A 23,285-nucleotide genomic window follows, 5' to 3' on the forward strand; every position below is an offset into this window, starting at 1 on the left:
TTTAAATAGGAGGTGGCGAATTTGGATAAAACAGGAAGGAAGTTAAAAGCCCTGCTATATAAATGGGCTTTTTAATTTTCTTTGTGTTTCGTTGCTTGTACCAGAGTGTGTATATTCTTGTCTGAAATTTATGGTTAAAGAAAAAGGCGTTTTTTTCTAATATTTTATTGCGCATCTCATTCAATTTAATTCATTATATAGGACTGTTAATTTAGAAAGGAATAACTTTAATGAACTTATTTATCAGACACATGGTTGTTGGATTGACAAGCAGTATTCTTGTCTACCTATTCTTAAGTAGTCGCTCCGAATGGAGTCCCATGCATGCTTGGAATAGATCTTATGCTGATGTATCTCTTATTCTTCTCTTCATTACCATTATAATCGGTCCATTAAGTAGATTAAATAACCTATTTATTCGCTTTTTATCATGGAGAAGGGAGTTAGGGATTTGGTGTTTTATCATGGCTTTACTACATGTATATGTACTATTCCAGGGGTGGTTTTACTGGGAACCGATCAGACTGATCATTGGCGTGAACCAAGAAACTGGCCAGCTTTCGTTTGATCCTGGTTTCACCCTCGCTAACCTAGTTGGTGCTGTGGGATTAGCTTACTTATTTCTGCTTGCTTTAATATCAAATAATTATGCAATAAAAATATTAGGGGGAAGGAGTTGGGACTACCTCCAAAAGAAAAGTGGGACACTTTATATTCTAGTAGTATTGCACACTGCATTTTTTCTCTTCTTTTTTAGATTAGGCAGTTATAATTGGGTACAAAAACCTTTTTTAGTAACCGTAACAGTTATTCTCGTGCTGCAATGGGCTGTTTTTATTCGAAACGTCTACCAAAGCAAAAATTGAAGGAAAATAGAATAGAGTTCTTATTTTTTTCAATTAGAAAAATATGCCTTGCGATTGTATTTTCAGTTTCATTTATTTAAGTGTGTTACTGTGAGCATCTTAAGAGATATGCATTTTATATGCAGTTTATTTACTTAATGCATGGGTATCCTATCAAATGAAAGGAAAAAACAGAAAGGGTGATTCTATGTATAACCAAACTTATGAACAGTGTATTCAGGCTTGCCTTGAATGTTTGGAGGCTTGCAATGTATGCTATGATGCTTGTTTCCATGAAGAAGACTTAAAAATGATGGCAGATTGTATAAGAATGGATCGGGAATGCGCTGACATTTGTGCTTTCGCTGCCAATTCTATGCAATCAAACAGTCCTTTCGTAAAACAAATCTGCCTGTTATGTGCAGATATTTGCGAGGCTTGCGGAAACGAATGCAAGAAGCATTCACATGAACACTGTCAAAAATGTGCAGATGCTTGCTTTAAATGTGCAGAAGCATGCCGACAAATGGTATAGTAACCCAAAAAACAGACACTTGGTGTCTGTTTTTTTGTCTTCAAGATGTCTGAATTCCGACATGCCGGCAAAGCCCTTACTCTAAAAGTCTACATGGAAATCTAGTCTATTATTCTTTTTCCGGTCATATAAATCGAGTAAGTTGATAGTTTTAGAACGGAGTGAACGAATGAACAAAAGACATCAAAATACTATATTTTTAATAAGAGTTCACAAGATTTATTTCGCGTTTTTTTTCTTAATTATTAGTATTATATTTTTCATTAATTTTCTTGATTTTAAAGAAAAAATAAATTCTTCCTTTATTACAGCTACTAGCGAAAACGTACATACTAATATCATCCTAAGTCTCATGGCAACTGAAATAGGATCGCTTAGCTCAGTTATTAATGAACAAGAAACACCCTCTATCTCCCGAGCAGTATTTCTCTCTTTTACAAATATTTGGCCAGAAGACACTAGAACATTTCTAGGTCGAGAAATTCCAGGTTTTTTCAACTTTAATACCGAAATTGCTATCGCAGGAATTGGGACAGATCTTACCACAATGCCAATGGAATCTGCTCCTCCGTTAGAAGTGCTTTTGAAAGAGAAAGAAATGGCAGAACAGGAGCTAGGCGAAAAAAATGTTTCACAAGAAAAAGGGATTTCGCCTGTCCTTAAAACCGGAAAGGATGTGGCATATATTTATCATTCCCACAGCTGGGAAGCTTTTTTGCCCTCATTGCCTGGAAAGAAGACCGCAAATGAAGCTGTAAGTTTAAATGAAAGTAAAAACATAATAGCAGTGGGGAAAAAGCTAAGAGACGAATTAATGAAAAAAGGCATTGGAGCAAGCCACAGCACGTCCAATGTTACAGAGGAATTAAAAAAGAAAAATTGGAATTACAATGATTCATATACGCTTTCAAGAGAGTCAGTAAAAGAGGTAATGGCACAACAAGAATCTTCTATTAGTTATCTTATAGATATTCACAGGGATTCCCAACCTAAAAAGCTTACAACTACAATGATCAACGGAAAACCGTTTGCAAGATTATTTTTTATAGTGGGGAGGGAAAATAAAAACTATGAAAGTAATCTTGCCTTAGCCAAAGAATTGAATAAAATGCTAGAAGAGAAATTCCCAGGAATCAGCAGAGGTGTTTTTGTAAAGACAAAAGATGATGGAAATGGAGTATATAATCAGGACCTTTCCAGCCAATCGATGCTGCTTGAGTTTGGAGGAATAGAGAATAATAGCATTGAATTGGATCATTCTATTAAAGCATTTGCGGAAGTTTTCAGTGAATATTATTGGGAAGCTGAGGAAGTAAACGGGAATTGATAGTTTTGCGATTGTGATAGAGTCTATAACTCTATCCACCTACGGAACTTTTGACAGAAGATCGAAACCCAATTCTTCAAAGTTTGCCCATCTCCCTCTTGTTAAATCAGAACCGTTTGTCAATATCGGTGCTTCATAAAAAATGCATAGCTTTATGGGATATTAGTAACAAAAGTAAAGGAATAATAAATTTCAGGAGGAAACGATGACTAAAAAGAAGAAACAAAACAAAGAGCAAAAGTTTGGCTTAGGGTGGCTCTTTCTAGTAGTAATGGGTTTATTCGTGATTATAATTCTTCTTCCTAATAACGGAGGAAATAAAATGACATTTTCTGACTTGCATGGTCTGAGCTATTCAGAAGATGGAGAAAAGTTAATTGCAGCAGTCCATGATGGTTTAAAGGTATACTCTAATGGATCATGGTCAATACCAGAAGGACCAAAAAATGATTATATGGGGTATTCACCCGTTAAGGATGGATTTTACAGCAGTGGACACCCAGCACCTGGTTCTAACCTTCAAAATCCCTTAGGAATTGTAAAAAGCAAGGACAATGGACAGACAGTTGATGTAGTTGATTTGCATGGGGAGGCAGATTTCCATGCATTGTCCGTAGGGTACGAAACAGAAGAAATCTATGTCTTTGCATCTGAACCTAATTCCAAAATGAAAGAACAAGGATTTTACTACTCAAATAATCAGGGAGAAACCTGGAATTTAATGAATTTGCAAGGGATTTCCGGCTCTCCTTTAGTAATGGCGGCACATCCTTCCAAAAATGGAACATTCGCAATTGGAACAGATCAGGGTCTCTATCTTTCTGAGAACTATGGGGATTCGTTTGAACAGATAGTAACGGATTTAAGTGTGAGTGCTGCTGTATTTTCAGAGGATGATACAATAATTGCAGGAACAAATAATGGTGACAAGCGAATCTTACAAATTAATATCAGTGATAGTAGTTTCAGTAATTTAAATATGCCCCAAAACTTTGAGGGAAATATCTCTTATATTGCCGTAAACCGTGAAAACAAAAAAGAGCTCTCATTTGCAACCGATTTACTAAATGTATATACAAGTAGTGATAGTGGCAAAACATGGGATGAAATTGTTGAAGAAGGTACAAGTAGGAAGTCAGGAGAAAAGTAATCTCTTAAATAGAAATGCAACCTGATAGTGAAAATTATATAGAATTGTATGAAGTTTACTGTCAAAAGAGTGAAGGATAAGCTAAAAGCCATCCAAGTATAAATAATAGAGGATGGCTTTTCCTAAATTCTCCGTAATAGTGCCAATCATTCAATTTTTTTATGTCCCCGAAGAGAACAATAAACCCGGTTCTGCAGGTCTTTAGAAGACATTCCAAGGTTTTAGATGGCAACCATGCTTGGGAAATGGGTTCGCAGGATCGAGTATTCAACTTGCTAAATATCTTTATGACACTCAAATGATAAACCCTTTTTATGTGCAAAAAGATACACAGGTAGTAGGCAGGCAATACCAAAAAAGCAAACTGGAAATCAAGTGCAAGGCTTATCTTGTTTTGCGTTCACATTAATTACATATTTTTCTAAAAATTAATTTGTTTATATTTACATAGGGTACAGGGGTATGGTATATTGGTTATAGAAGGGGGGAAGCTAAATGCAACCTGAAATAAAAACGAATACTTTAATTGCTGATGAAGTAAATTGTTACGAGCTCGAAAGGAAAAGTCATCACTCGGATAAAGTGAAAAACTCACTTTTGATTCGACTAAACCGGATAGAAGGTCAAATACGTGGCATAAAAGGTTTAATCGAAAGAGACACTTATTGTGATGATGTCATTACACAAATATCAGCAACCCAATCTGCTTTGAACAGCGTGGCAAAAGTTCTTTTAGAAGGACATTTAAAGGGATGCGTAGTGGACCGCCTGGAGCAAGGAGATTTCGATGTATTAGATGAAGTACTCGTTACAATTCATAAGTTAATAAAAAAGTAAAGGAGCTGTTAGAAATGGAAAAGGTAACATTAAATGTACTTGGTATGTCGTGTGGACATTGTGTTAAAGCGATTGAAGGTAGTGTAGGAGAATTACCTGGAGTTTCAAATGTTAAAGTTTATCTTGAAAGCGGAAAAGTCGATGTGGAATACAGTCCAACGGAAGTTTCCCTGGATAAGATTAAGGAAACTATTGATGATCAAGGTTATGATGTGAATTAATTATGAAGAAGGGTGTGCTTAATGCGACACCCTTTCTTTTAATAACATGTATACCCTGTATGGGTATATAACCAATCTTGATAATATAGTATTTATCCTCATTTCCAGCTAAAAAGGAGGAAGAAAAATGGGTGAGAAATCAATAGCAAAGACTCAAACTGATCTTTCAGAAGAAAACGTTACATTGAGTATCACTGGAATGACATGTGCTGCGTGTGCGACACGCATCGAGAAAAACATTGCCAAAGTTCCAGGTGTACAAAAGGCTAATGTGAACCTCGCTACTGAGAAAGCTTCTGTTATATATGATCCTGCTGTTGCTTCTGTTAATGATGTCATTGCGAAAATAAAAAAGACGGGCTATGGAGTTCAGGAGGAAAAAGTCCAACTCGATATCATTGGAATGACATGTGCATCATGTTCAACTCGTGTTGAAAAAGGCTTGAAAAAGGTTGAAGGAGTTACTAGCGCAGCTGTCAATTTAGCAACTGAAAAAGCAATTATCGAATATATTCCTGGCAACACAAATATCGAGCAAATAATGGCGGCTGTAAAAAAAAGTCGGCTACGATGCCAGGGTAGTAGGCGATAGTAATGATGATTATGAGCGTAGCGCAAGGGAAAAGGAATACAAAACGCAGGTCAGAAAATTCACTGTAGGGGCAATCCTTTCTGTGTTTTTCTTAATTCAAATGATATCGGATTTTGCGATGGAATATGGAAATGGGATGTTTTTTCATATGAGTCCATGGGTTCAATTCCTTCTTGCTACTCCAGTTCAATTCTATGTAGGAGGCCATTATTACCGTGATGCCTTCAACGCGGTTCGTGGGGGCAGTGCAAACATGGCAGTTTTAGTTGTACTGGGAACTTCAGCCGCATATTTTTACAGTTTAATTGTCACGATATTAGGAACAGGGCAATTTTTGTATTATGAAGCAGCTGCCATTGTTATGACCTTAATTGTTTTGGGGAAATTGCTTGAAACAAGGGCAAAAGGGCAAACATCTGAAGCAATTAAAACGCTCATGGGACTTCAAGCAAAAACAGCAAAGGTCCTACGAAATGGAGAAGAACTTGATATTCCACTAGAAGAGGTTCAAACAGGTGACTTGATTTTTGTTCGAGCAGGAGAAAAGGTTCCAGTAGATGGAGAAATAATCGAGGGAAATACTACAGTTGATGAATCCATGCTTACCGGTGAAAGTATGCCTGTTACAAAAGGAAAAGGCGACACAGTTATTGGAGCAACTGTAAATAAACACGGGGCGTTTACCTTTAAAGCGACCAAAGTTGGAAAGGATACTGCGTTAGCTCAAATTATCAAACTTGTCGAAGAAGCTCAGGGCTCAAAAGCCCCTATTCAGAAACTTGCCGATAAAATATCTGGAATCTTTGTCCCGATTGTCATACTAATTGCATTAGGTACTTTTGCTATAACTTATTTCCTGGCAGGATTTACGCCTGCCCTTGTCAGCACTATTGCTGTGCTGGTTATTGCATGTCCTTGTGCATTAGGCTTGGCTACACCAACTGCAGTAATGGTTGGTACTGGAAAAGGTGCTGAAAATGGCCTCCTTATTAAAGGAGCTGAACATCTTCAAACAGCACAGCGGGTAACTACCGTTGTACTGGATAAGACCGGTACTATAACTAAAGGAGAACCCGATGTAACAGATATCATCACATTTGGGGAATACAGTGAAAATGAATTATTGCAATTAGCTGCTTCTGCCGAAAAAGGTTCAGAGCATCCACTTGGAGAAGCAATTATTAATGGAGCAAAAGGGAAGAATCTTCAGCTCCAGGATGCTCAAAATTTTAATGCCATCCCAGGGCATGGAATTCAAGTGGACATAAATGATCAAAAGGTATTTATAGGGAATAAAAAGTTAATGCACAAAAATAGTATCGTTATTGATACTGCATTAAATCGAATGGAAAAACTTGAAGGTGAAGGGAAAACTGCTATGTTAATAGCAGTTAATGACAACCTTGCCGGTATAATCGCAGTTGCTGATACAGTAAAGGAAACATCTGCAAAAGCAATTAAACACCTTAAAAACATGGGCATAGAAGTTATTATGATAACTGGCGATAATAAATTGACAGCCGAGGCTATCGCCAATCAGGTGGGGGTTGATCGGGTACTTGCCGAAGTTCTCCCAGAAGACAAATCAGCCGAGGTAGAAAAATTGAAGCAGGAAGGGAAAATTGTAGCCATGGTCGGGGATGGTATCAATGATGCACCAGCACTAGCTGCTGCGCATGTTGGTATTGCCATTGGAACAGGTACAGATGTTGCTATGGAAGCTGCGGATATCACCTTAATGCGAGGTGATTTAATGGGAATAGTTGATACAATTAGCTTATCAAAATCTACAATGAGAAAAATCAAACAAAATCTTTTCTGGGCATTTGCGTATAATGTCATATTGATACCGGTTGCAGCAATCGGCCTTTTAAACCCAATTCTCGCTGGAGGAGCTATGGCTTTCAGTTCTGTTTCAGTAGTTGGCAATACACTGTTTTTACGAAAATGGAAACCTATTCGCTAGAAAAGGTCTAGAAAAAAGTACAAGAAATGGGAGTGACTTACTGAGTCATTCTCGTTTCTTCCCTTACCTATGAAAAAACCATACAGATTAGTAATTTTTAAATGATTGCCTTCTATGCAGTTATTAAGTAATAATTTTGACTTTCAGATAAATGTTCGCAGATGGGGAATAAAAGATTAAGGGAATTGATGTGTCTAATTACTAATTCAGGGTAAGATAATCTAAAATGCCAAAGGAGGAGTTTGTTGAATGTTAAGAATTAATACAAGAAGATTAATGCTGTTTTTATTGCTGACCTCTCTTTTATTACTATTAGGGGCATGTGCAAATGGAAATGAAGAAAAAAATGAAAGTACGGGGAATAACAATACAGAAGAGACCCAAGATAAGATGGATGAAGATATGGAAGATATGGATCATGGCAATATGGATATGTCCGGTTCGGGTGAAGTTCCTGAAGGTTTAAAAGAGGCGGCTTCACCAGCTTATGAAGTTGGGAGCAAAGCAATTATTGAATCCGATCATATGCCTGGTATGAAAGGTGCGGAATCAACTATTGTAGGGGCATATGACACAACGGTTTATACTGTTTCATATACTCCGACTACCGGGGGAGAAAGAGTGGAAGATCATAAATGGGTGATTCATGAAGAGTTAGAGGGAGTCGGACAAGAAACAGTTAAACCTGGATCAGAAGTTACTATAAATGCTGAACATATGGAGGGAATGGACGGGGCAACTGCTGAAATTGATTCTGCTGAACAAACAACAGTGTACATGGTTGATTTCACACTGACTACAAATGGTGAAGAAGTTAAAAATCATAAATGGGTAACAGAAGATGAACTATTACCGGTTGAATAAAACAACTTAAAAATAACAGGGTGTCAGGTAAGTTTATTTTAGACTTTCTGAACACCCTTTTTTATGTGTTTATTTTTCGAGCTCCCCTTTGTAAATAAAACGCCGTTATATAAGATAATTAAAATGGTTTTTTCTTCTATTGTAGTTCTTATAAATACTGCCTCAATACCTGTTAAAATGGTGCCGCACTAGATCGTAATAGGGAGTGGAAAAGCGAATAGTTGGTTATCATTTTCTAATCATTAAGTGCTTTAGCCATTGAACTTTAGTCTTGAAGAAACATATTTTTGACTAGTCTAATATGACTCTTGATTCTACTTAAAGAAGGAACGACATTCCCTATTCTAGGATTATCAGATTTCTCCACATTTTCTTGATTTTTTTAATCTATTATATAATGAGTAATACAAATAAAACGAAGTAGTTATTGAGTTAGGGTGAGAAATTAATATGCCTTCTAGGTTGAAGAATATATCTTTTAAACTGGGCCTTTTGTTCAGTGCGATATTTGTCTGCTTCCTTCTTCTGTTGGGTTTGGTCCTCTATGGTGTTTTCACAAATGTTTTAATTGATTATATTAAGCAGGATGTCCTAACGCGTGGAAACAACCATGCCCGTATTTTAGAAGAAAACTTCGACCGGGCAACGATTGGCCATGTGGTTGAAATGGAACAAGGAGTCACAACTGAGGTGCTGATTGTAGATTCCGAAAACAATATCATCGTTGCTTCAAAAGAACCCGACAATGACATGAAGAAGCATCTTGGAGAAAACAGAAAAAAAAGCAGTTATATTCTAGAAGATGATTGGAGGGACCATCGCTATATTATCTCAGTCTCTGTTATTGGCGATCAAGAAGGGTATGTTTACATGTACTATCCTTCAAACATCCTCCGAGAAATCGTCTTTGTCATGAATGCCCTTATCACAATAGCCAGTATTGGGATTATCCTCCTGGCTTTCGGGCTTATCGGTATTTTGTCAAAAAAACTGACCAGTCCATTGCTCGCAATGAAGGAAGCCACTTCTAAAATGTCATTGGGAAAGTATATGCAAACGATTCCGGTCAAAGGCGAGGATGAAGTAGCCCAACTTGGCATATCTATCCAGAAGTTGGGTGAACAACTTCAATACTTTGAAGATAGCAGGAATGAATTCCTGGCTGCAGTATCCCATGAACTTCGGACTCCCTTGACATACATCAAAGGGTACAGCGATGTGTTGAAAAAAGGAATGGCAAATAGCGACGAAGAAAAAGAGGAGTACTTATCAATCATAAATAAAGAGGCACAGCGGCTATCCATCATGATTAATGACCTGTTTGAAATGAGCAAGCTTCAGGTGGGGAAATTCGAACTGGATAAAAGGCCGGTCAACCTAAATGAGCTAATTAATAAAACAGCTACGAACCTCAGACCTGAAGTGGTAAAAAAAGGACTGAAGATCACTCTTGAACTTGAGGACGGACTGCCAAAAACAAAAGTAGATAAAGAGAGAATGGAGCAGGTTTTCTACAACCTGCTTGAAAACGCGGTAAAATACAGCACTGAAGGCGAAATTACCATTCGATCCTCGACCAAAAAGGACCTTGTTGTTGTAGAAATCTGTGATACTGGGGAAGGAATACCTAAGCCTGAACTTTCCCGAATTTGGGATAGATTTTACCGGGTGGAACGTTCAAGGGGAAGGAAAACTGGAGGAACAGGTCTTGGACTCTATGTGGTGAAGCAAATTATCGAAGCCCATGGTGGACAGATTCAGGTTAACAGTAAGCTGAATGAAGGTACTGTTTTTACCATCTACTTAAAAACTTCCAAGGAGAGAGTGGAATGAACAAAATATTGATTGTTGACGACGAGGCACAAATGAGAAAGCTGGTTAAACTTTATCTGCTTCAAGAAGGCTATCATGTGGAGGAAGCAGAGGACGGACAGGAGGCAATTGACATGCTTCGAAAGGATGACTACGACCTGATGATTCTGGATGTAATGATGCCTATGATGGACGGGTGGGAGACAATACAGCATGTGCGCAAAATGTCTGACTTGCCGATTATCATGCTTACTGCTAAGGGTGCTGTCCAGGACAAAGTTACTGGCTTATCAACAGGGGCGGATGATTACCTTGTCAAACCTTTTGATGAAGCAGAGCTGCTAGTAAGGGTCAAAGCACTCCTAAGGAGGACCGGCCATTCCAATTCTGGAGAGAACATCTTGAAGTATCAGGGGATGGTAATTGACCTCATCGCGAGGGAAGCAATGTATGAAGGGTTGAGAATCAACCTGACACAGACTGAATTCGACATTCTCGCAGCACTAATCGAGCACAGGGGAAAAGTCTTATCACGAGAACAACTTGTGGATATGATTTGGGGGATTGAATTCATGGGTGAGGACCGGACTGTGGATTCGCATATCAAGAACCTTCGTGAAAAGTTGCAAAAAGCTGGAGTGGATAAGTCTATTGTTAAGACAGTTTGGGGTATTGGATATAAAATGGAATAGTGGTGATGAAAAATGAAGCGTTTATTGCCGATTATCATAATGACATTTGCCACCATAACAGGTTTGTTTTTCTTGTTTTTCGTAGTCAGAATGATATTGTTCCCGCCAAATTCCATGGGAATGATGATGGGAAGGCAAATGATGTACCATCATATGCGTTTCTGGTTCGGTCAGGCTTTTTGGCTGTTCCTTATATTGCTTGGAATCGGATTGTTGCTGTGGATGGTGATCAACCGCATTAATCGGAAAAAATAAGTAGTCATAACTCTTTAATGCCTTCCTTGTTCCCACCAAGAACAAGGAAGGCTGTTTTATTTTCTACAGTAGTGACCGATAGTGTATCAGCCAATAAGTAAATTACATATTTATTAATTCAATTAAGGAGATGACGCAAAGAATTTTGGTATCGCATCAACGGGTCAAACCGTATTCATCAATATTTAGTGAGGGAACAAGTTCTTATATTCATAATTGAAAATGAATTAACTTACTTACTCAACTATGATAATTCCGACCATTCCGTTCTCTCTATGCCCTGGCAGGGAACAATAAAACTCATATGTACCAGTTTCAGTAGGGGTAAATGAAATGTGTCCCTCCTCATGTGGACTAGCATGTAAATGTAGTCCATCTCCATGTGAATCATGTGAACCATGTGATGAGATGTTTTCCTGGTCGGTATTAGGCAATGTCGGCATTTTTACTATCACGATATCATGCTCTATGGAGTCGTGATTAGTAAAGGTAAGTAAGACTTTTTTGTTTTTTGACAAATTGATTTTACTTGGAGAATAGGAAAAATTTGATGGATTAACTTGAATAGTTATTCGGTTTAATTGCTCATCCTTGTTATCAGTAGTAATTTGGGAATGATTCTCATGTGTTGGTGATTCTCTTGAAAAAACCGACTCTTTATTTAATTGGTTGCCAAAATAAAAGTATCCTACTAAAACAATGAATGTAATGATAGGCTTTAAAAGCCAACTGGTAAAAACCCCAGTATCTTTGGTTGCTTTTTGTTGGGAAAGAATCAAATACAGGAATAAGGTAGAGACAGTAATAGTCAAAAATATATTTAGAAGAGAAACTGCTTGGAGTCTTGAAATCATTTCACCAAGCATTGCACCCATCATTCCCCCCATCATTCCAGCCATAGATCCCTCAATAACCGGGAGTATCCCAAATGCAAATCCTGCAGCAATACCTACCGAAATTCCAATCAATACGGAAATAAGGGAAGAAAGGAATAAATCTCCTTGATTTAAAAACCCAAAAAGAATCCCTGAGGTTACACCAATATTCATTGATATAGCCATAGATATAACCATGGATGCCATACTCTTCATCTTTGTTCTATATTGGTATGAAAGTATGATGGAAATCAGAGTCACAAGTAATAGTGTCCCTAAAACAAAATAGTGAAATTCGTTCATTCATCTTCAACCTCCTTTATTTGGTACATCATATGTCACTCCTAGACAAGCCAATTCTAAAAAAAAGAATTCTATTTAAGAATAATTATTAAAAAATTCTAAATATTTAGTATTTACAAAAGGTTAGTATGGTAGTAAGATTATTTTTAATTACTCCATGAATATACCGTAGCGGGGTAAAGTACATTTGAGGAGGGAATAGAATGGCAAAAGGACAGAAAATATTGTTTCTTGGTGTCTATGGAATGGAAGTTGTAGAGTGCGGAGGTGCACTGGCTAAGAACGTTCTAAATGGTGGAGAATCATATGCATCCATCATGCTGTGCCGGGAAACTAGCCAACCACAGGTTAGGAATGCAGCAGAAGTACTAGGAGTAAAGGATATTAAATTCCTGAATTTCCAGTATGGTACCGTTGATTTGAGCGTTGAATCCAAGAAGAAAATTGTGAAAATTATAAGGGAGGTTAAACCTGACATCATTATTACCCAAGATCCTGAACACTCCTTTCACGATTTGGACCCCGACCGTCGTCCAGCAATGACATTGCTTCTCGAGGCAATCGCCCTTTCTAGCAGAGATTTTGCAGTAGACGAACTACCAGGATTAGACCCTCATCCGATTCCAACTATTTACTATATGACACCGCACCATCCTAATACTGTCGTTGACATTACAGAAGTATGGGAGAAAAAAGAACGTGCAATGGATATGCTTGATAGCCAATTAGAATTCAGTGGCATGCATTTTGATGAAATGCTTGATCCGAAAGCAGCTGAAATTCTGTATCCTGGATTCTCAAAATTAACCAACTTTCAGGAAAAGGGAAGAGCTATACATCAAGTTCTAGATAAGGCTGTTCATGTTTATCATGGCCTTGCCACCCATGGTCATTTCGCTCTTGCGGAAGCCTATCGTAGAGAAGGGAATTTCCACTTGCAAGAATTAATGGTTTAACAAAATATAAGGGGGTTGGAAAAATGAGGAAGTTAATATCACTTATTATTATTGCTCTTTTTGTTTTTTCTTCTGCAGGAAACAGTCTTGCTAAATCAGAAGTAGAATCACTAAAAATTGGAATTCTTAGTGATGAAAGCACGTTAAACCCTTATACTTATCAAACCGGTTATCCAGGTCTTGACTTGGTTAGCCTGCTGTATGACACTCTATTGCAACTAGACAAGGATAACAAACCAGTGCCGTGGCTTGTAAAAGAGTACAACGTCAGTGATGACGGGCTGGAATACAGTTTTAAATTGAACGATAATATAAAATGGCATGATGGAGAAATGCTTACGTCTGATGATGTTAAGTTTACTGTAGATTATTTTATTAAATATCCTAAATCAAGATTTACCAACCCTCTTAAAAACGTTGCCTCATTAACTGTTGAAAATGAAACTGACTTTACAATGACTCTTTCAAAACCCGATCCAAACTTTATGATTCAGCCTCTTGCGGATGTACCAATATTACCAGAGCATATTTGGTCAAAAATCTCAGATCCTGACAGTGAAACCAATGCAATAGGAAGTGGCCCATACATTTTAAGTGAACATAAGGCTGATCAATATTATAAAGTGACCGCCAACAAGGACTATTTTAAAGAAGCTCCTCCTATTCAAGAAATCATATTTCCAATCATCAAAGATACTACAGCACTTTACAATGCATTGAAATCTGGGGAAATTGATGCGATCTCATCAAATATTTCTCCGGAACTTGTTAGCCAATTCGAGTCTAACCCCTCATTAAAGATTTCACGTGGAGCAGGATTCAGCACCACATTATTCCAGCTAAATTCTGAAAAATATCCTATGACAGAAAAGCCTTTCAGACAGGCAATTGATCTTGCAATAGATAAAAAAAGTTTGGTTGATATCGTGCTTTTAGGATTTGCAGAAGTCGGCAGCCCGGGTTTTATTCATCCGTCATCACCTTCATACAATAGTGAAGTAAAAACTTCTTACGATCCCGAAAAAGCAAAGAAAATCCTTGATGATGCTGGTTTCAAGGATACAAATGGGGACGGTTTCAGGGAAGACCAAAAAGGAAAAGAAATAAATTTCACAACACTAGTCCACTCTAACAATCCAATTAGAATCCGTGTTGCAGAACTGATTTCTGAAGCTATAAATGAGATAGGCATCAAAAATTCTGTAAAAGCCATGGAAGACACAACCATTATTAGTTTAATGTGGCCTGACTACGATGTTAGCAAGGGAAGAAACTTTGATATGGGAGTATTCGGCTGGTCAAACACGATGCAGCTTTTCCCTGATCGGATAGTCGAGTTGTTTTATTCAGATCCTGCAATTGGTGCTGTAAATATCGGTGGTTATAAAAACAAAGAATTTGATGCTCTGTCGGACCAACTAAGAGCGACATTTGATGAGACGGAACGACAAGAGCTTATTAATGATCTGCAATTAATGGTAGCAGATGAAGCACCAATTATTACTCTCTATTATCAGGAAATCGTCAATGCTTATAACCCTGAAAAATATGATGGTTTTGTTTTCCAAACAGGAAAAGGGATAATCAATAAGTTGTCATTTGTCTCTGGGGAAAGAAGTGAAGATGCTGCTGGGAATAACAGTAATTCCGGTGGGGAAAGTAAATCTTCTGATGAAAAAACGTCTAATGACAGCAATTCAGTAAAAGAAAATAATAACGGGATTATAATTTTTGGCGTACTTATCGTAATAGCAGCTATAGTTTTCTTCTTATTAAAAAGGAAAAAGAAGACGAACGATAAGGATGATTTTGATTTTTAAGGAATAAAGGATCTATCCCGTAAAAATTTTTACGGGATTTTTTCCTAAACTGGCAGGAGGTGCAGAATAATGGGGAAATTTATGGCAGGCAAGCTTTTGCAATACACAATTGTTATCTTCCTAATGCTGACATTGAACTTTCTTCTGCCTAGGCTTATGCCAGGCAATCCCCTCGTATTTTTGGCAGGTGAGGATGTTGGATTAATGTCCAGCGCTGAGAAAGAAGCAATCTTGGAAAAGCATGGACTTAATGATTCCATATTTGAACAATACGTAACTTATATAAAAAATATTCTGACAGGAGAATTCGGTTTCTCCTATCAGCAAAAAAGACCGATTTCAGAGATTATTATGGAGCGCTTACCTTGGACAATGCTTCTAACAGGGCTCGGTCTTGTCCTCTCAACCATTCTAGGAGTAATGTTTGGAGCCATTTCAGCCTGGCGCAGAGGGACTAAAACTGATGCGAATTTATTAACAGTTTTTATGTTTCTAAGTGCAATGCCTTCCTTCTGGGTCGGTATGATTTTAGTTTCTATTTTTTCAGCTCAATTAGGGTGGCTCCCTGTTTTCGGAGCTGAAAGTGCCTGGTCGAACTATTCGGGTATGGAAAGATTCATTGATATTAGTAAACACCTTATTTTGCCATTAACAACCCTCATATTAATCTCAGTAACAAGCACCTTCATGATTATGAGATATTCAATGCTAAATGTTCTTGGTGAAGATTATATTATGATGGCCAAAGCAAAGGGCGTAAAAGAAAAAGTTATTAAGTATAAGCATGCCATGAGAAATGCTATGCTTCCGGTGGCTACTGTATTTATGCTTAGCTTAGGGTTTACCTTGGGTGGGGCTACTGTAATAGAAACGGTCTTTGCATACCCGGGTGTAGGACGATTAATGTTTGAATCAGTTCTAAGCAGAGATTACCCACTGATTCAGGCTACATTCCTGATTATTACCTTCAGTGTTGTCATTGCCAATTTCTTGGCGGATTTACTATATCCTTTACTTGATCCGAAGGTGGGAAGCCGAAATGGGTAATAAAAAATGGAGAAAGTATTGGCAAGTACTTACATCTAATAATATCGGTATAGTCGGATTAGGACTTTTGATTATATTTTTGGCGATAGCTGTTTTCGCTCCTTTACTTGCACCATTTGACCCGACTGAACGTGTGGGAACACCATTTACGAAACCTAACAGTCAGTTTCTCCTGGGTAGCAATGACGTAGGACAGGATATTTTAAGTGAATTGCTGTATGGGACTAGAATTTCATTATTAATTGGTGTCCTTGCTGCCTTTATTTCGATTCTTCTTGGATGCCTTATCGGTGTAATATCAGGGTATTACGGCGGAAAAGTAGATGCTCTTTTAATGAGATTAGTAGACCTTGTTCTTGTTATCCCATTTTTGCCTCTTATGATCTTATTGGCAGCCTTTATTGGTCCAAGTTTTTGGAATATCATTTTGGTTATAAGCTTAATTTCTTGGGCGAGTCCAGCAAGGGTTATAAGATCACAGGTATTAACGCTAAAAACAAAAGGGTATGTCGAAGCCGCCAAATCAATCGGCACAAATATTAAGGTCATATTAGGCCGGCATATTTTGCCGGGTGTTATCCCAATTGCACTTTCCCAATTTGTATTAGCAGCAAGTCATTCTATTTTAATTGAAGCATCCTTAAGCTTTTTGGGTTTAGGAGACCCTTTTACTAAGAGCTGGGGAACGATTTTATATTATGCCCAGGCAAGGGGAGCGTTCTTGACGGATGCATGGGTCTGGTGGATACTTCCTCCTGGCTTACTCATCACCACACTGGTAATAGGATTTGCTTTTACTGGCTATTCATTGGAAGAAGTTATGAATCCGCGACTGAGAAGGGGGCGTTAACATATGTCTGCTGTATTAACTGTAGAAAATCTCTCCACTTTCTTTAAAACCGATAAGGGGATTGCCCGTGCTGTAGAAAACGTTTCATTCTCTGTTGAAGAGGGAGAAATGCTTGGACTGATTGGAGAGTCGGGATGCGGGAAAACGACCGTTGCCCAATCGATTCTAAGATTAATAGAGTTTCCCGGAAAAGTAGTGTCTGGAAGTGTTCATTTAAATGGCAAGGATTTGCTTAAAGCCTCCGATTCTGAATTAGGTTCTTTAAGATGGAAGGATCTTTCTGTTATACCTCAAAGTGCGATGAATGCACTAAATCCCGTTTATACAATAGGCGATCAAATTATGGAGGCCATTTTGCTCCATGAAAGAGTAAGCAAAAGAGAAGCACTGGCACGGACGAAGACCCTACTTGAGCTTGTTGGAATCGATGGTGACCGATGGAAAAGCTATCCCCACGAATTCAGCGGAGGGATGAAGCAGCGCGTTGCCATTGCCATGTCACTTGCTTGTTCTCCCAAACTGGTAATTTCCGACGAATCAACAACAGGACTAGATGTATTAACCCAGGCACAGGTGATAGCATTAATTAAAAACCTTCAGAGAAAAATGGATTTATCAGTAATTCTAATTTCACATGATTTGCCGATGGTTACTGCTATTTGCGACAAAATTGCAATCATGTATGCAGGGAAAATTGTTGAACTTGCCTCAACAGAGGATATATTGAATGATACAAGACATCCTTATTCAAAGGCATTATTACAAGCGACTCCTGACCTGTCCGATCCTGATCGGGAAGTGATTTCGATACCAGGCAGTGTCCCTAATCTAGTAAACATCCCACAATGTTGCAGGTTTCATACTCGATGTGCGTTTGCCTTTGACCGCTGCAGAAAAGAAACACCTGAGTTCAGGGAAGTAAAGGCCGGCCACTTTTCCGCATGCTTTCTTGAGGAGGAGGAAAATGGATAATTCAATTATACTGAAAGTAAGAGATTTGAAGAAAACGTTTGTGAAAAAAACTGGATCGATTTTAAACCGGAAACTGCAAAATGTTTACGCTGTCCATAATGTTAGCTTTGAGATTAAAAAAGGGGAAATTCTAGGGATCATCGGGGAAAGCGGCTGTGGAAAAACCACAACAGCTCGAATGGTGATGCGCCTGATGAAGGAAACCAGCGGGGAAATCCTTTTTGAAGGAAGAGATTTATGCAAACTAACTGATTCAGAGACAAACAGGCTGAGAAGCAAAATGCAAATGATTTTTCAAGATCCATATGATACTCTCAATCCTGGGATGACAATAATGGATATTTTAATGGAACCAATCAATGCCCACGAAAAACACCTGCCATATGATGAGAAAGTCCGAAGGGTCAAAGAGGCGATCGAATCAATTGAGCTGAGGCCGGCTGAAGACTATATGGAGAGGTTTCCCCATCAGCTGAGTGGCGGGCAGAGGCAAAGGATTGCTATAGCAAGAGCTGTGATTCTGGAACCACTCTTTATTGCAGCTGATGAACCTACTTCGATGCTTGATGTTTCTGTCCGAGCAGGTATTTTAAACCTCCTTCTCGAACTTAAGAAGAAAATGGGCTTAACCATGATGCTGATTACCCATGACCTATCGACAGCAAGTTATATGTGTGACCGCATTGCTGTCATGTACCAGGGTAAAATCATCGAGGTCGGGCCCACCAAGAAAATCATTCAATCGCCTTCACATCCTTACACAAAGGCACTAGTTTCGGTAGTGAAAGATCTAAATTACTTTATCCAAAATCGAGAAAAGTTAATTCTAGATGGTGAAGTGGATGCAACCGAAGAGACAGCAGGATGCCCATTTGTAAAAAGATGTCCATACCAGGAGGATATTTGTAACAGTAAAATGCCTAAACAAGAATCTCTAGGCGCAGGCCATGCAGTATCTTGTCACTGCCATAGTAATTTACTTGAAAAAACTTCTTAGGAAAGGGAGTTTTAAATTGAACAACGAAAAGAAAATAAAAGTCGCTGTTAATGGTGGCATTGATTTCGGGTCCAAACTGACTGCTAATCAGCTTCGAATACTTGCAAAATATATGGAGGACGGCCAGGAGCTAGAGCTTACAACCTTCCAGCAGCTTTATATTGATATTCCTGACAGTAAAAAGGATGAAATTATTACGGATTTTGAGTCGGTCGGGTTACAATGCTACCCAGTCGGCAATTTTGTAAAGAGCCTTAGAACCTGCAACTTTTGTAAAGGTGCAGAGGAAGAGGGAATGCCTGTCGCAATCGAACTTAATAAGAGAATTGCCGGAAAACCTGTTCCGTTTACCCTAAAACCAGCATACACCGGCTGTCCTGTTGGCTGTGGAGAGCCTTTGGTTAATGATATTGGAGTTATGAAAATAAATGGGAATCAATATAATCTTTATATTGGCGGGAAAACAAAAGGAGAGGATGCCGAGGCAGGAAGCTTATTTAAGGAAAATCTAAATCCTGAAGAACTTTATACTACAGTCGAAGAAATTATTAGGGTATATGGGGAAAAAGGAAAGAAACGAGAGCCTTTCCATAAATTTTTAAAGAGATTCGGAAAGGAAGAGCTAATTGAAAATATAAGTCAGGTATAAGGGGGAATGGGCATGGGTGTAGAGGCGGCTAATGAACAAGTATTGCCACCCACTGGTTGCTCTACAAATCATAGAAAGAGCCATCATTCAGAAAAAATAAAAAAGAACCTTGATTCAAGGCTAAATCGGATTGAAGGACAAATTCGCGGGGTTAAAAGATTAATTGAAAATGATACCTACTGTGACGATGTGATAACTCAATTATCCGCCATCCAATCTGCTTTAAACAGCGTTGCAAGTCTTCTTCTTGAAGGACATTTAAAAAGCTGCGTCCTAGAAAGGATAAATGAAGGAGATACTGAAGTCATTGATGAGGTCCTAGTTACCTTCCAGAGATTGCTGAAAAAGTAAGAGAGAAAGAAAACCGGGAGGGATTTTCGGTGGCTCAACAAGAGACGGCGGGTATACAAAGTACGAAACAAAAGGTTAGCACCATCTTAGCTTTAGCTATTCCAGCTATGGTTGAGAATACCTTACAAATGGTGGTAGGTTTTGTGGATACCCTGTTTGTTGCCAGACTTGGTTTAAACGAAGTGACAGCTGTTGGGATAGCGAATGCAGTTTTAGCCGTTTATATTGCTATTTTTATGGCAATAGGGGTGGGAACTTCTTCGCTAATTGCCAGGAGCATCGGATCAGGAGACATCGAAAAAGCAAAATCGATTGCCAGGCAATCCACTTTTATTTCTATTTTGGCGGGAATGATCTTCGGTATCATTTCCGTCTTTTTTAGTGAGCCGTTGCTTAAAATGATGGGCGCAGAATCAGATGTTTTAAGAGATGGGTCCATATATTTACAGATTGTTGGAATTCCATCTGTCTTTATTTCATTGATGTTCAATTTTGGTAGCATATTAAGGGCTGCTGGGGATACTAAAACACCTATGAAAGTAAGCTGGTGGATCAACTTAATTCATATTGGTCTAGATTATGTCCTGATTTTTGGCATATTTAAGTTGGATGGATTTGGTCTAGCTGGAGCCGCGTGGGCCACTGTCATTGTAAGGCTTTTGGGGTCAGCTGCGTTGTATCATCATATAAAAAAATCTCCGGTTTCTTTTTCTTTCTTTGGCGAATCTTCCAAAGGAGATTTATTTGCTATCTTAACATTATCTGCACCTGCAGCAATTGAGAGACTAATTATGCGTCTTGGCCAGGTGGTTTATTTTGGCCTGATCGTGAAAATAGGGGCAGAAACGTATGCTGCCCACACAATTGCAGGGAATATTGAAACATTTTCATATATGCCGGGTTACGGTCTTGCAATAGCAGCCACTACCCTTGTTGGCCAAAGGATCGGTGCTAAACAGTATAGGGAGGCATATGAATTTGGTTTTTTAACTACGGGGTTAGCAATTGGATTTATGTCATTAATTGGCTTGGTGTTGTTCTTTTTATCTCCATGGTTTGCTTCCTGGTTTACTACAGACCTACATGCTAGAAGCATGGTTGTAACCGCGCTAAAAATTGATGCTTTTGCACAGCCTGCATTGGCAGTGGGTTTAGTTTTAGCAGGTGCACTTCAGGGGGCCGGCGACACAAAAAGTCCGATGTACAGCACCGCACTTGGCATGTGGGTGATTAGGATAATCGGAGTTTATATTTTTGGAATACATTTCGGCATGGGGATAGCGGGAATATGGATTTCAATCGCGATTGATTTATATACAAGGGGAGCTTTTTTGTTTTATCAATTTAAAAAACACTTTAAAAAAATAGAAGAAAAAAACTTAGGGATTAACTGAATCAATTTTTATAAGCTTATTTATCGCTGTATTTATTAACCTACAATTCTAATTTTAAAAATTCTATTTATATTTTCTTGACCATCCTTTAATGGTTATTAAAAGTTATTTTAATGATGCACCCACATATACTATAGAGGGGTAATGTATATTGAGAACAGTAGGAGGTTTTGCTTATAGATATCAAGAGGTTTACTTGGATTGATGAGGTTTCGGGTCTAGAACATAATAGGGGGAAACACAATGCTTAATTATGGGAAACGCTTATCATTTTTCAGCTTACTTTGTGTACTGATATTAGTATTTAGTGCCTGTAATAATAGTCAAGTTAATACTCCTGCAAATAAAGAAAAGAATGAAGAAAAAACAAGCAGTTCTAATAAAGAGCAAGTTATCACAGTCAATGCGTTAAGTGAACCGCCTAGTCTTGAACCAGCACTGATTGATAACCAGACTGCAGGGGATATTTCAAATCAATTATTCGAGGGTTTGGTCCGATTGGACAAAGAAGGAAACATAGTTCCTGGTGTCGCAGAAAAGTGGGACATTTCTGATGATGGAACTGTTTATACTTTCTATTTTAATAAGAATGCTAAATGGTCAAATGGTGACCCTGTGACTGCTAAGGATTTTGTCTATTCGTGGGAGAAGGTTTTACGTCCAGAAGTAGCTTCACCTCTTGGCAGTAACTTGTTCTTTATTAAAAATGGAGCAGCATACAATGAAGGTTCATTAAAGGATCAGGCACAGCTGGGAGTTAAGGCTATTGATGAGTATACACTGGAGGTTACTTTAGAAAAACCTACTTCCTTTTTCTTAGGTTTAACTGCTTTCTTTACATTATTACCGATCCATGAAAAAACGGATAAGGCAAATCCAGAGTGGGCTTCTGAAGCTGAAACCTTTGTTTCTAACGGACCTTTTAAAATTGAGAGTTGGAAACACGGCCAAGAATTAATTATGGTTCCAAATGAAAATTATTGGGGCAATGATGTAGTTAAGCTTGAAAAGTTAAAGTGGGTAATGGTGAATGAACAAAATACTGAATATGCTATGTACCAATCGAACGAGCTCGATTTTTCTGCCAATATCCCAAATTCAATAAGAAGTAAATTAATCGCTTCAGGTGAAGCAAAAACAGCGCCAAGCGCAAGTTTAGCTTATATAAGATTTAATCATGAGGATCGAATTTTTAAAAATGAAAAAATCCGTAAAGCATTAGGTCTTGCCCTTGATAGAAAACTTTTGGTCGAAAAAGTGACACAGGGAGGAGAAGTTCCCGCTCTTGGTTTAATACCATTAGGATTGAGTAGTGGTGCAGGAGAATTCAGGGAATTAGCTGGAGACTCCTTGTTTAAGGATAATGATTTAGACACAGCAAAACAACTTCTGAAAGAAGGACTCGAAGAACTGGGACTTTCTACATTGCCAAAAATTAATCTGCTTTTTTATACAGACGATACTTACAATAAACTTTCTCAAGCAATGCAGGAAATGTGGAAGAAAAACTTAGGAATTGATACAGAGCTCCAAACGATGGAACGTAAGGTATTTGTTCAAAATGTTCAAGCCGGTGAGTACCAATTAGCTTTGTACAGTACTGGCGCAGACTATGATGATGCAAGCAATTTAATGGGACAATTCATGAGTGGGGATGTCTATAACTATAGCAACATTTCTATTCCTGATTACGATCAATTAATGGAAAAAGCAGAAGCGGAATTGAACCTGGAGAAGCGAGCGGGGTATTTGGTCGAAGCTGAAAAGGTTCTAATAGACCAAATGGCAATTTCCCCACTTTATTACCGTACAAAAGTTTACTTGCAAAAGGACTATATCGAAGGAGTCTATCAGTATACAATTCAGGCAATTGATTTCCGGGAGGCGAGTGTTAAGTAGTAAAAATGGTGGCGCGCTAAGCGGCTAGAATGCTGAAAGAGTGTACAATGAGTACACTTTTTCAGTTGTTTTTGCT

The 23,285-nt window shown here is 38.3% G+C and carries 21 protein-coding genes and 1 pseudogene; 21 read left to right on the forward strand and 1 reads right to left on the reverse strand.

Annotated elements, in window-relative coordinates; translation table 11 throughout:
• The first annotated feature begins 320 nt into the window (after nt 1-320).
• The 11 genes and pseudogenes from FOF60_RS12685 to FOF60_RS12735 all read left to right on the forward strand — a co-directional run bounded on the left by FOF60_RS12685 (nt 321) and on the right by FOF60_RS12735 (nt 11,096).
• Complete coding sequence (locus FOF60_RS12685; protein WP_225650211.1) at nt 321-866, forward strand: ferric reductase-like transmembrane domain-containing protein; 546 nt, start codon at nt 321-323, stop codon at nt 864-866.
• A 187-nt stretch (nt 867-1,053) separates the two neighbouring features.
• Nucleotides 1,054-1,380, forward strand: a complete 327-nt coding sequence (locus tag FOF60_RS12690) for a four-helix bundle copper-binding protein (protein ID WP_192472137.1) — start codon at nt 1,054-1,056, stop codon at nt 1,378-1,380.
• 169 nt (nt 1,381-1,549) lie between these two features.
• The gene (spoIIP, locus tag FOF60_RS12695; protein WP_192472093.1) at nt 1,550-2,707 is read left to right on the forward strand and encodes a stage II sporulation protein P; all 1,158 of its coding nucleotides are present in this window, start codon (nt 1,550-1,552) and stop codon (nt 2,705-2,707) included.
• Nucleotides 2,708-2,912: 205 nt separating this feature from the next.
• On the forward strand, nt 2,913-3,857 hold the full coding sequence (locus FOF60_RS12700; RefSeq protein WP_192472094.1) for a F510_1955 family glycosylhydrolase: 945 nt from the start codon (nt 2,913-2,915) through the stop codon (nt 3,855-3,857).
• 495 nt (nt 3,858-4,352) lie between these two features.
• Nucleotides 4,353-4,694: a metal-sensitive transcriptional regulator gene (locus FOF60_RS12705; protein ID WP_192472095.1), complete on the forward strand. Its 342-nt coding sequence runs from the start codon at nt 4,353-4,355 to the stop codon at nt 4,692-4,694.
• Nucleotides 4,695-4,708: 14 nt separating this feature from the next.
• Entirely contained in the window at nt 4,709-4,915 is a 207-nt protein-coding gene (gene copZ, locus FOF60_RS12710) for a copper chaperone CopZ (RefSeq protein ID WP_192472096.1), read from the forward strand.
• A 127-nt stretch (nt 4,916-5,042) separates the two neighbouring features.
• Nucleotides 5,043-7,473, forward strand: a pseudogene (locus tag FOF60_RS12715) (heavy metal translocating P-type ATPase).
• A gap of 249 nt (nt 7,474-7,722) precedes the next feature.
• The gene (locus FOF60_RS12720) at nt 7,723-8,337 is read left to right on the forward strand and encodes a YdhK family protein (protein WP_192472098.1); all 615 of its coding nucleotides are present in this window, start codon (nt 7,723-7,725) and stop codon (nt 8,335-8,337) included.
• A 450-nt stretch (nt 8,338-8,787) separates the two neighbouring features.
• Nucleotides 8,788-10,170, forward strand: coding sequence for a sensor histidine kinase (locus FOF60_RS12725; protein ID WP_225650189.1), 1,383 nt, complete (start codon nt 8,788-8,790; stop codon nt 10,168-10,170).
• Nucleotides 10,167-10,841: a response regulator transcription factor gene (locus tag FOF60_RS12730; protein WP_192472099.1), complete on the forward strand. Its 675-nt coding sequence runs from the start codon at nt 10,167-10,169 to the stop codon at nt 10,839-10,841. The genes FOF60_RS12725 and FOF60_RS12730 overlap by 4 nt, the downstream gene beginning before the upstream one ends.
• 12 nt (nt 10,842-10,853) lie before the next feature.
• The gene (locus tag FOF60_RS12735) at nt 10,854-11,096 is read left to right on the forward strand and encodes a hypothetical protein (RefSeq protein WP_192472100.1); all 243 of its coding nucleotides are present in this window, start codon (nt 10,854-10,856) and stop codon (nt 11,094-11,096) included.
• A gap of 236 nt (nt 11,097-11,332) precedes the next feature.
• On the opposite strand, the gene FOF60_RS12740 is transcribed toward FOF60_RS12735, so the two are convergent.
• On the reverse strand, nt 11,333-12,274 hold the full coding sequence (locus FOF60_RS12740; RefSeq protein WP_192472101.1) for a plastocyanin/azurin family copper-binding protein: 942 nt from the start codon (nt 12,272-12,274) through the stop codon (nt 11,333-11,335).
• Between the two features lie 203 nt (nt 12,275-12,477).
• Here FOF60_RS12740 and FOF60_RS12745 point away from each other — a divergent pair, with 203 nt between their 5' ends.
• The 10 genes from FOF60_RS12745 (at nt 12,478) to FOF60_RS12790 (ending at nt 23,209) form a co-directional block, all read left to right on the forward strand.
• Complete coding sequence (locus FOF60_RS12745; protein WP_192472102.1) at nt 12,478-13,230, forward strand: PIG-L deacetylase family protein; 753 nt, start codon at nt 12,478-12,480, stop codon at nt 13,228-13,230.
• Nucleotides 13,231-13,253: 23 nt separating this feature from the next.
• A complete protein-coding gene (locus FOF60_RS12750) occupies nt 13,254-15,050 on the forward strand; it encodes an ABC transporter substrate-binding protein (RefSeq protein ID WP_192472103.1) in 1,797 nt (598 codons plus the stop codon).
• 81 nt (nt 15,051-15,131) lie between these two features.
• Nucleotides 15,132-16,097 carry an ABC transporter permease gene (locus tag FOF60_RS12755; protein WP_225650191.1) on the forward strand — a complete coding sequence of 322 codons (966 nt, stop codon included), beginning with the start codon at nt 15,132-15,134 and terminating at the stop codon, nt 16,095-16,097.
• The gene (locus tag FOF60_RS12760) at nt 16,090-16,947 is read left to right on the forward strand and encodes an ABC transporter permease (RefSeq protein ID WP_192472105.1); all 858 of its coding nucleotides are present in this window, start codon (nt 16,090-16,092) and stop codon (nt 16,945-16,947) included. Before FOF60_RS12755 ends, FOF60_RS12760 begins: the two co-directional genes overlap by 8 nt.
• A gap of 3 nt (nt 16,948-16,950) precedes the next feature.
• On the forward strand, nt 16,951-17,919 hold the full coding sequence (locus tag FOF60_RS12765) for an ABC transporter ATP-binding protein (protein ID WP_192472106.1): 969 nt from the start codon (nt 16,951-16,953) through the stop codon (nt 17,917-17,919).
• A complete protein-coding gene (locus FOF60_RS12770) occupies nt 17,912-18,916 on the forward strand; it encodes an ABC transporter ATP-binding protein (protein WP_192472107.1) in 1,005 nt (334 codons plus the stop codon). The genes FOF60_RS12765 and FOF60_RS12770 overlap by 8 nt, the downstream gene beginning before the upstream one ends.
• A 16-nt stretch (nt 18,917-18,932) precedes the next feature.
• Nucleotides 18,933-19,565 carry an NAD(P)/FAD-dependent oxidoreductase gene (locus tag FOF60_RS12775; protein ID WP_225650193.1) on the forward strand — a complete coding sequence of 211 codons (633 nt, stop codon included), beginning with the start codon at nt 18,933-18,935 and terminating at the stop codon, nt 19,563-19,565.
• Nucleotides 19,566-19,577: 12 nt separating this feature from the next.
• Complete coding sequence (locus FOF60_RS12780; RefSeq protein ID WP_192472109.1) at nt 19,578-19,916, forward strand: metal-sensitive transcriptional regulator; 339 nt, start codon at nt 19,578-19,580, stop codon at nt 19,914-19,916.
• Nucleotides 19,917-19,945: 29 nt separating this feature from the next.
• A complete protein-coding gene (locus tag FOF60_RS12785) occupies nt 19,946-21,310 on the forward strand; it encodes an MATE family efflux transporter (protein WP_413632720.1) in 1,365 nt (454 codons plus the stop codon).
• 243 nt (nt 21,311-21,553) lie between these two features.
• Entirely contained in the window at nt 21,554-23,209 is a 1,656-nt protein-coding gene (locus FOF60_RS12790; protein WP_192472110.1) for a peptide ABC transporter substrate-binding protein, read from the forward strand.
• The last annotated feature ends 76 nt before the right edge of the window (nt 23,210-23,285 follow it).

This window comes from Mesobacillus jeotgali (assembly GCF_014856545.2).
In the GTDB taxonomy this organism is placed as follows: Bacteria; Bacillota; Bacilli; order Bacillales; family Cytobacillaceae; genus Mesobacillus.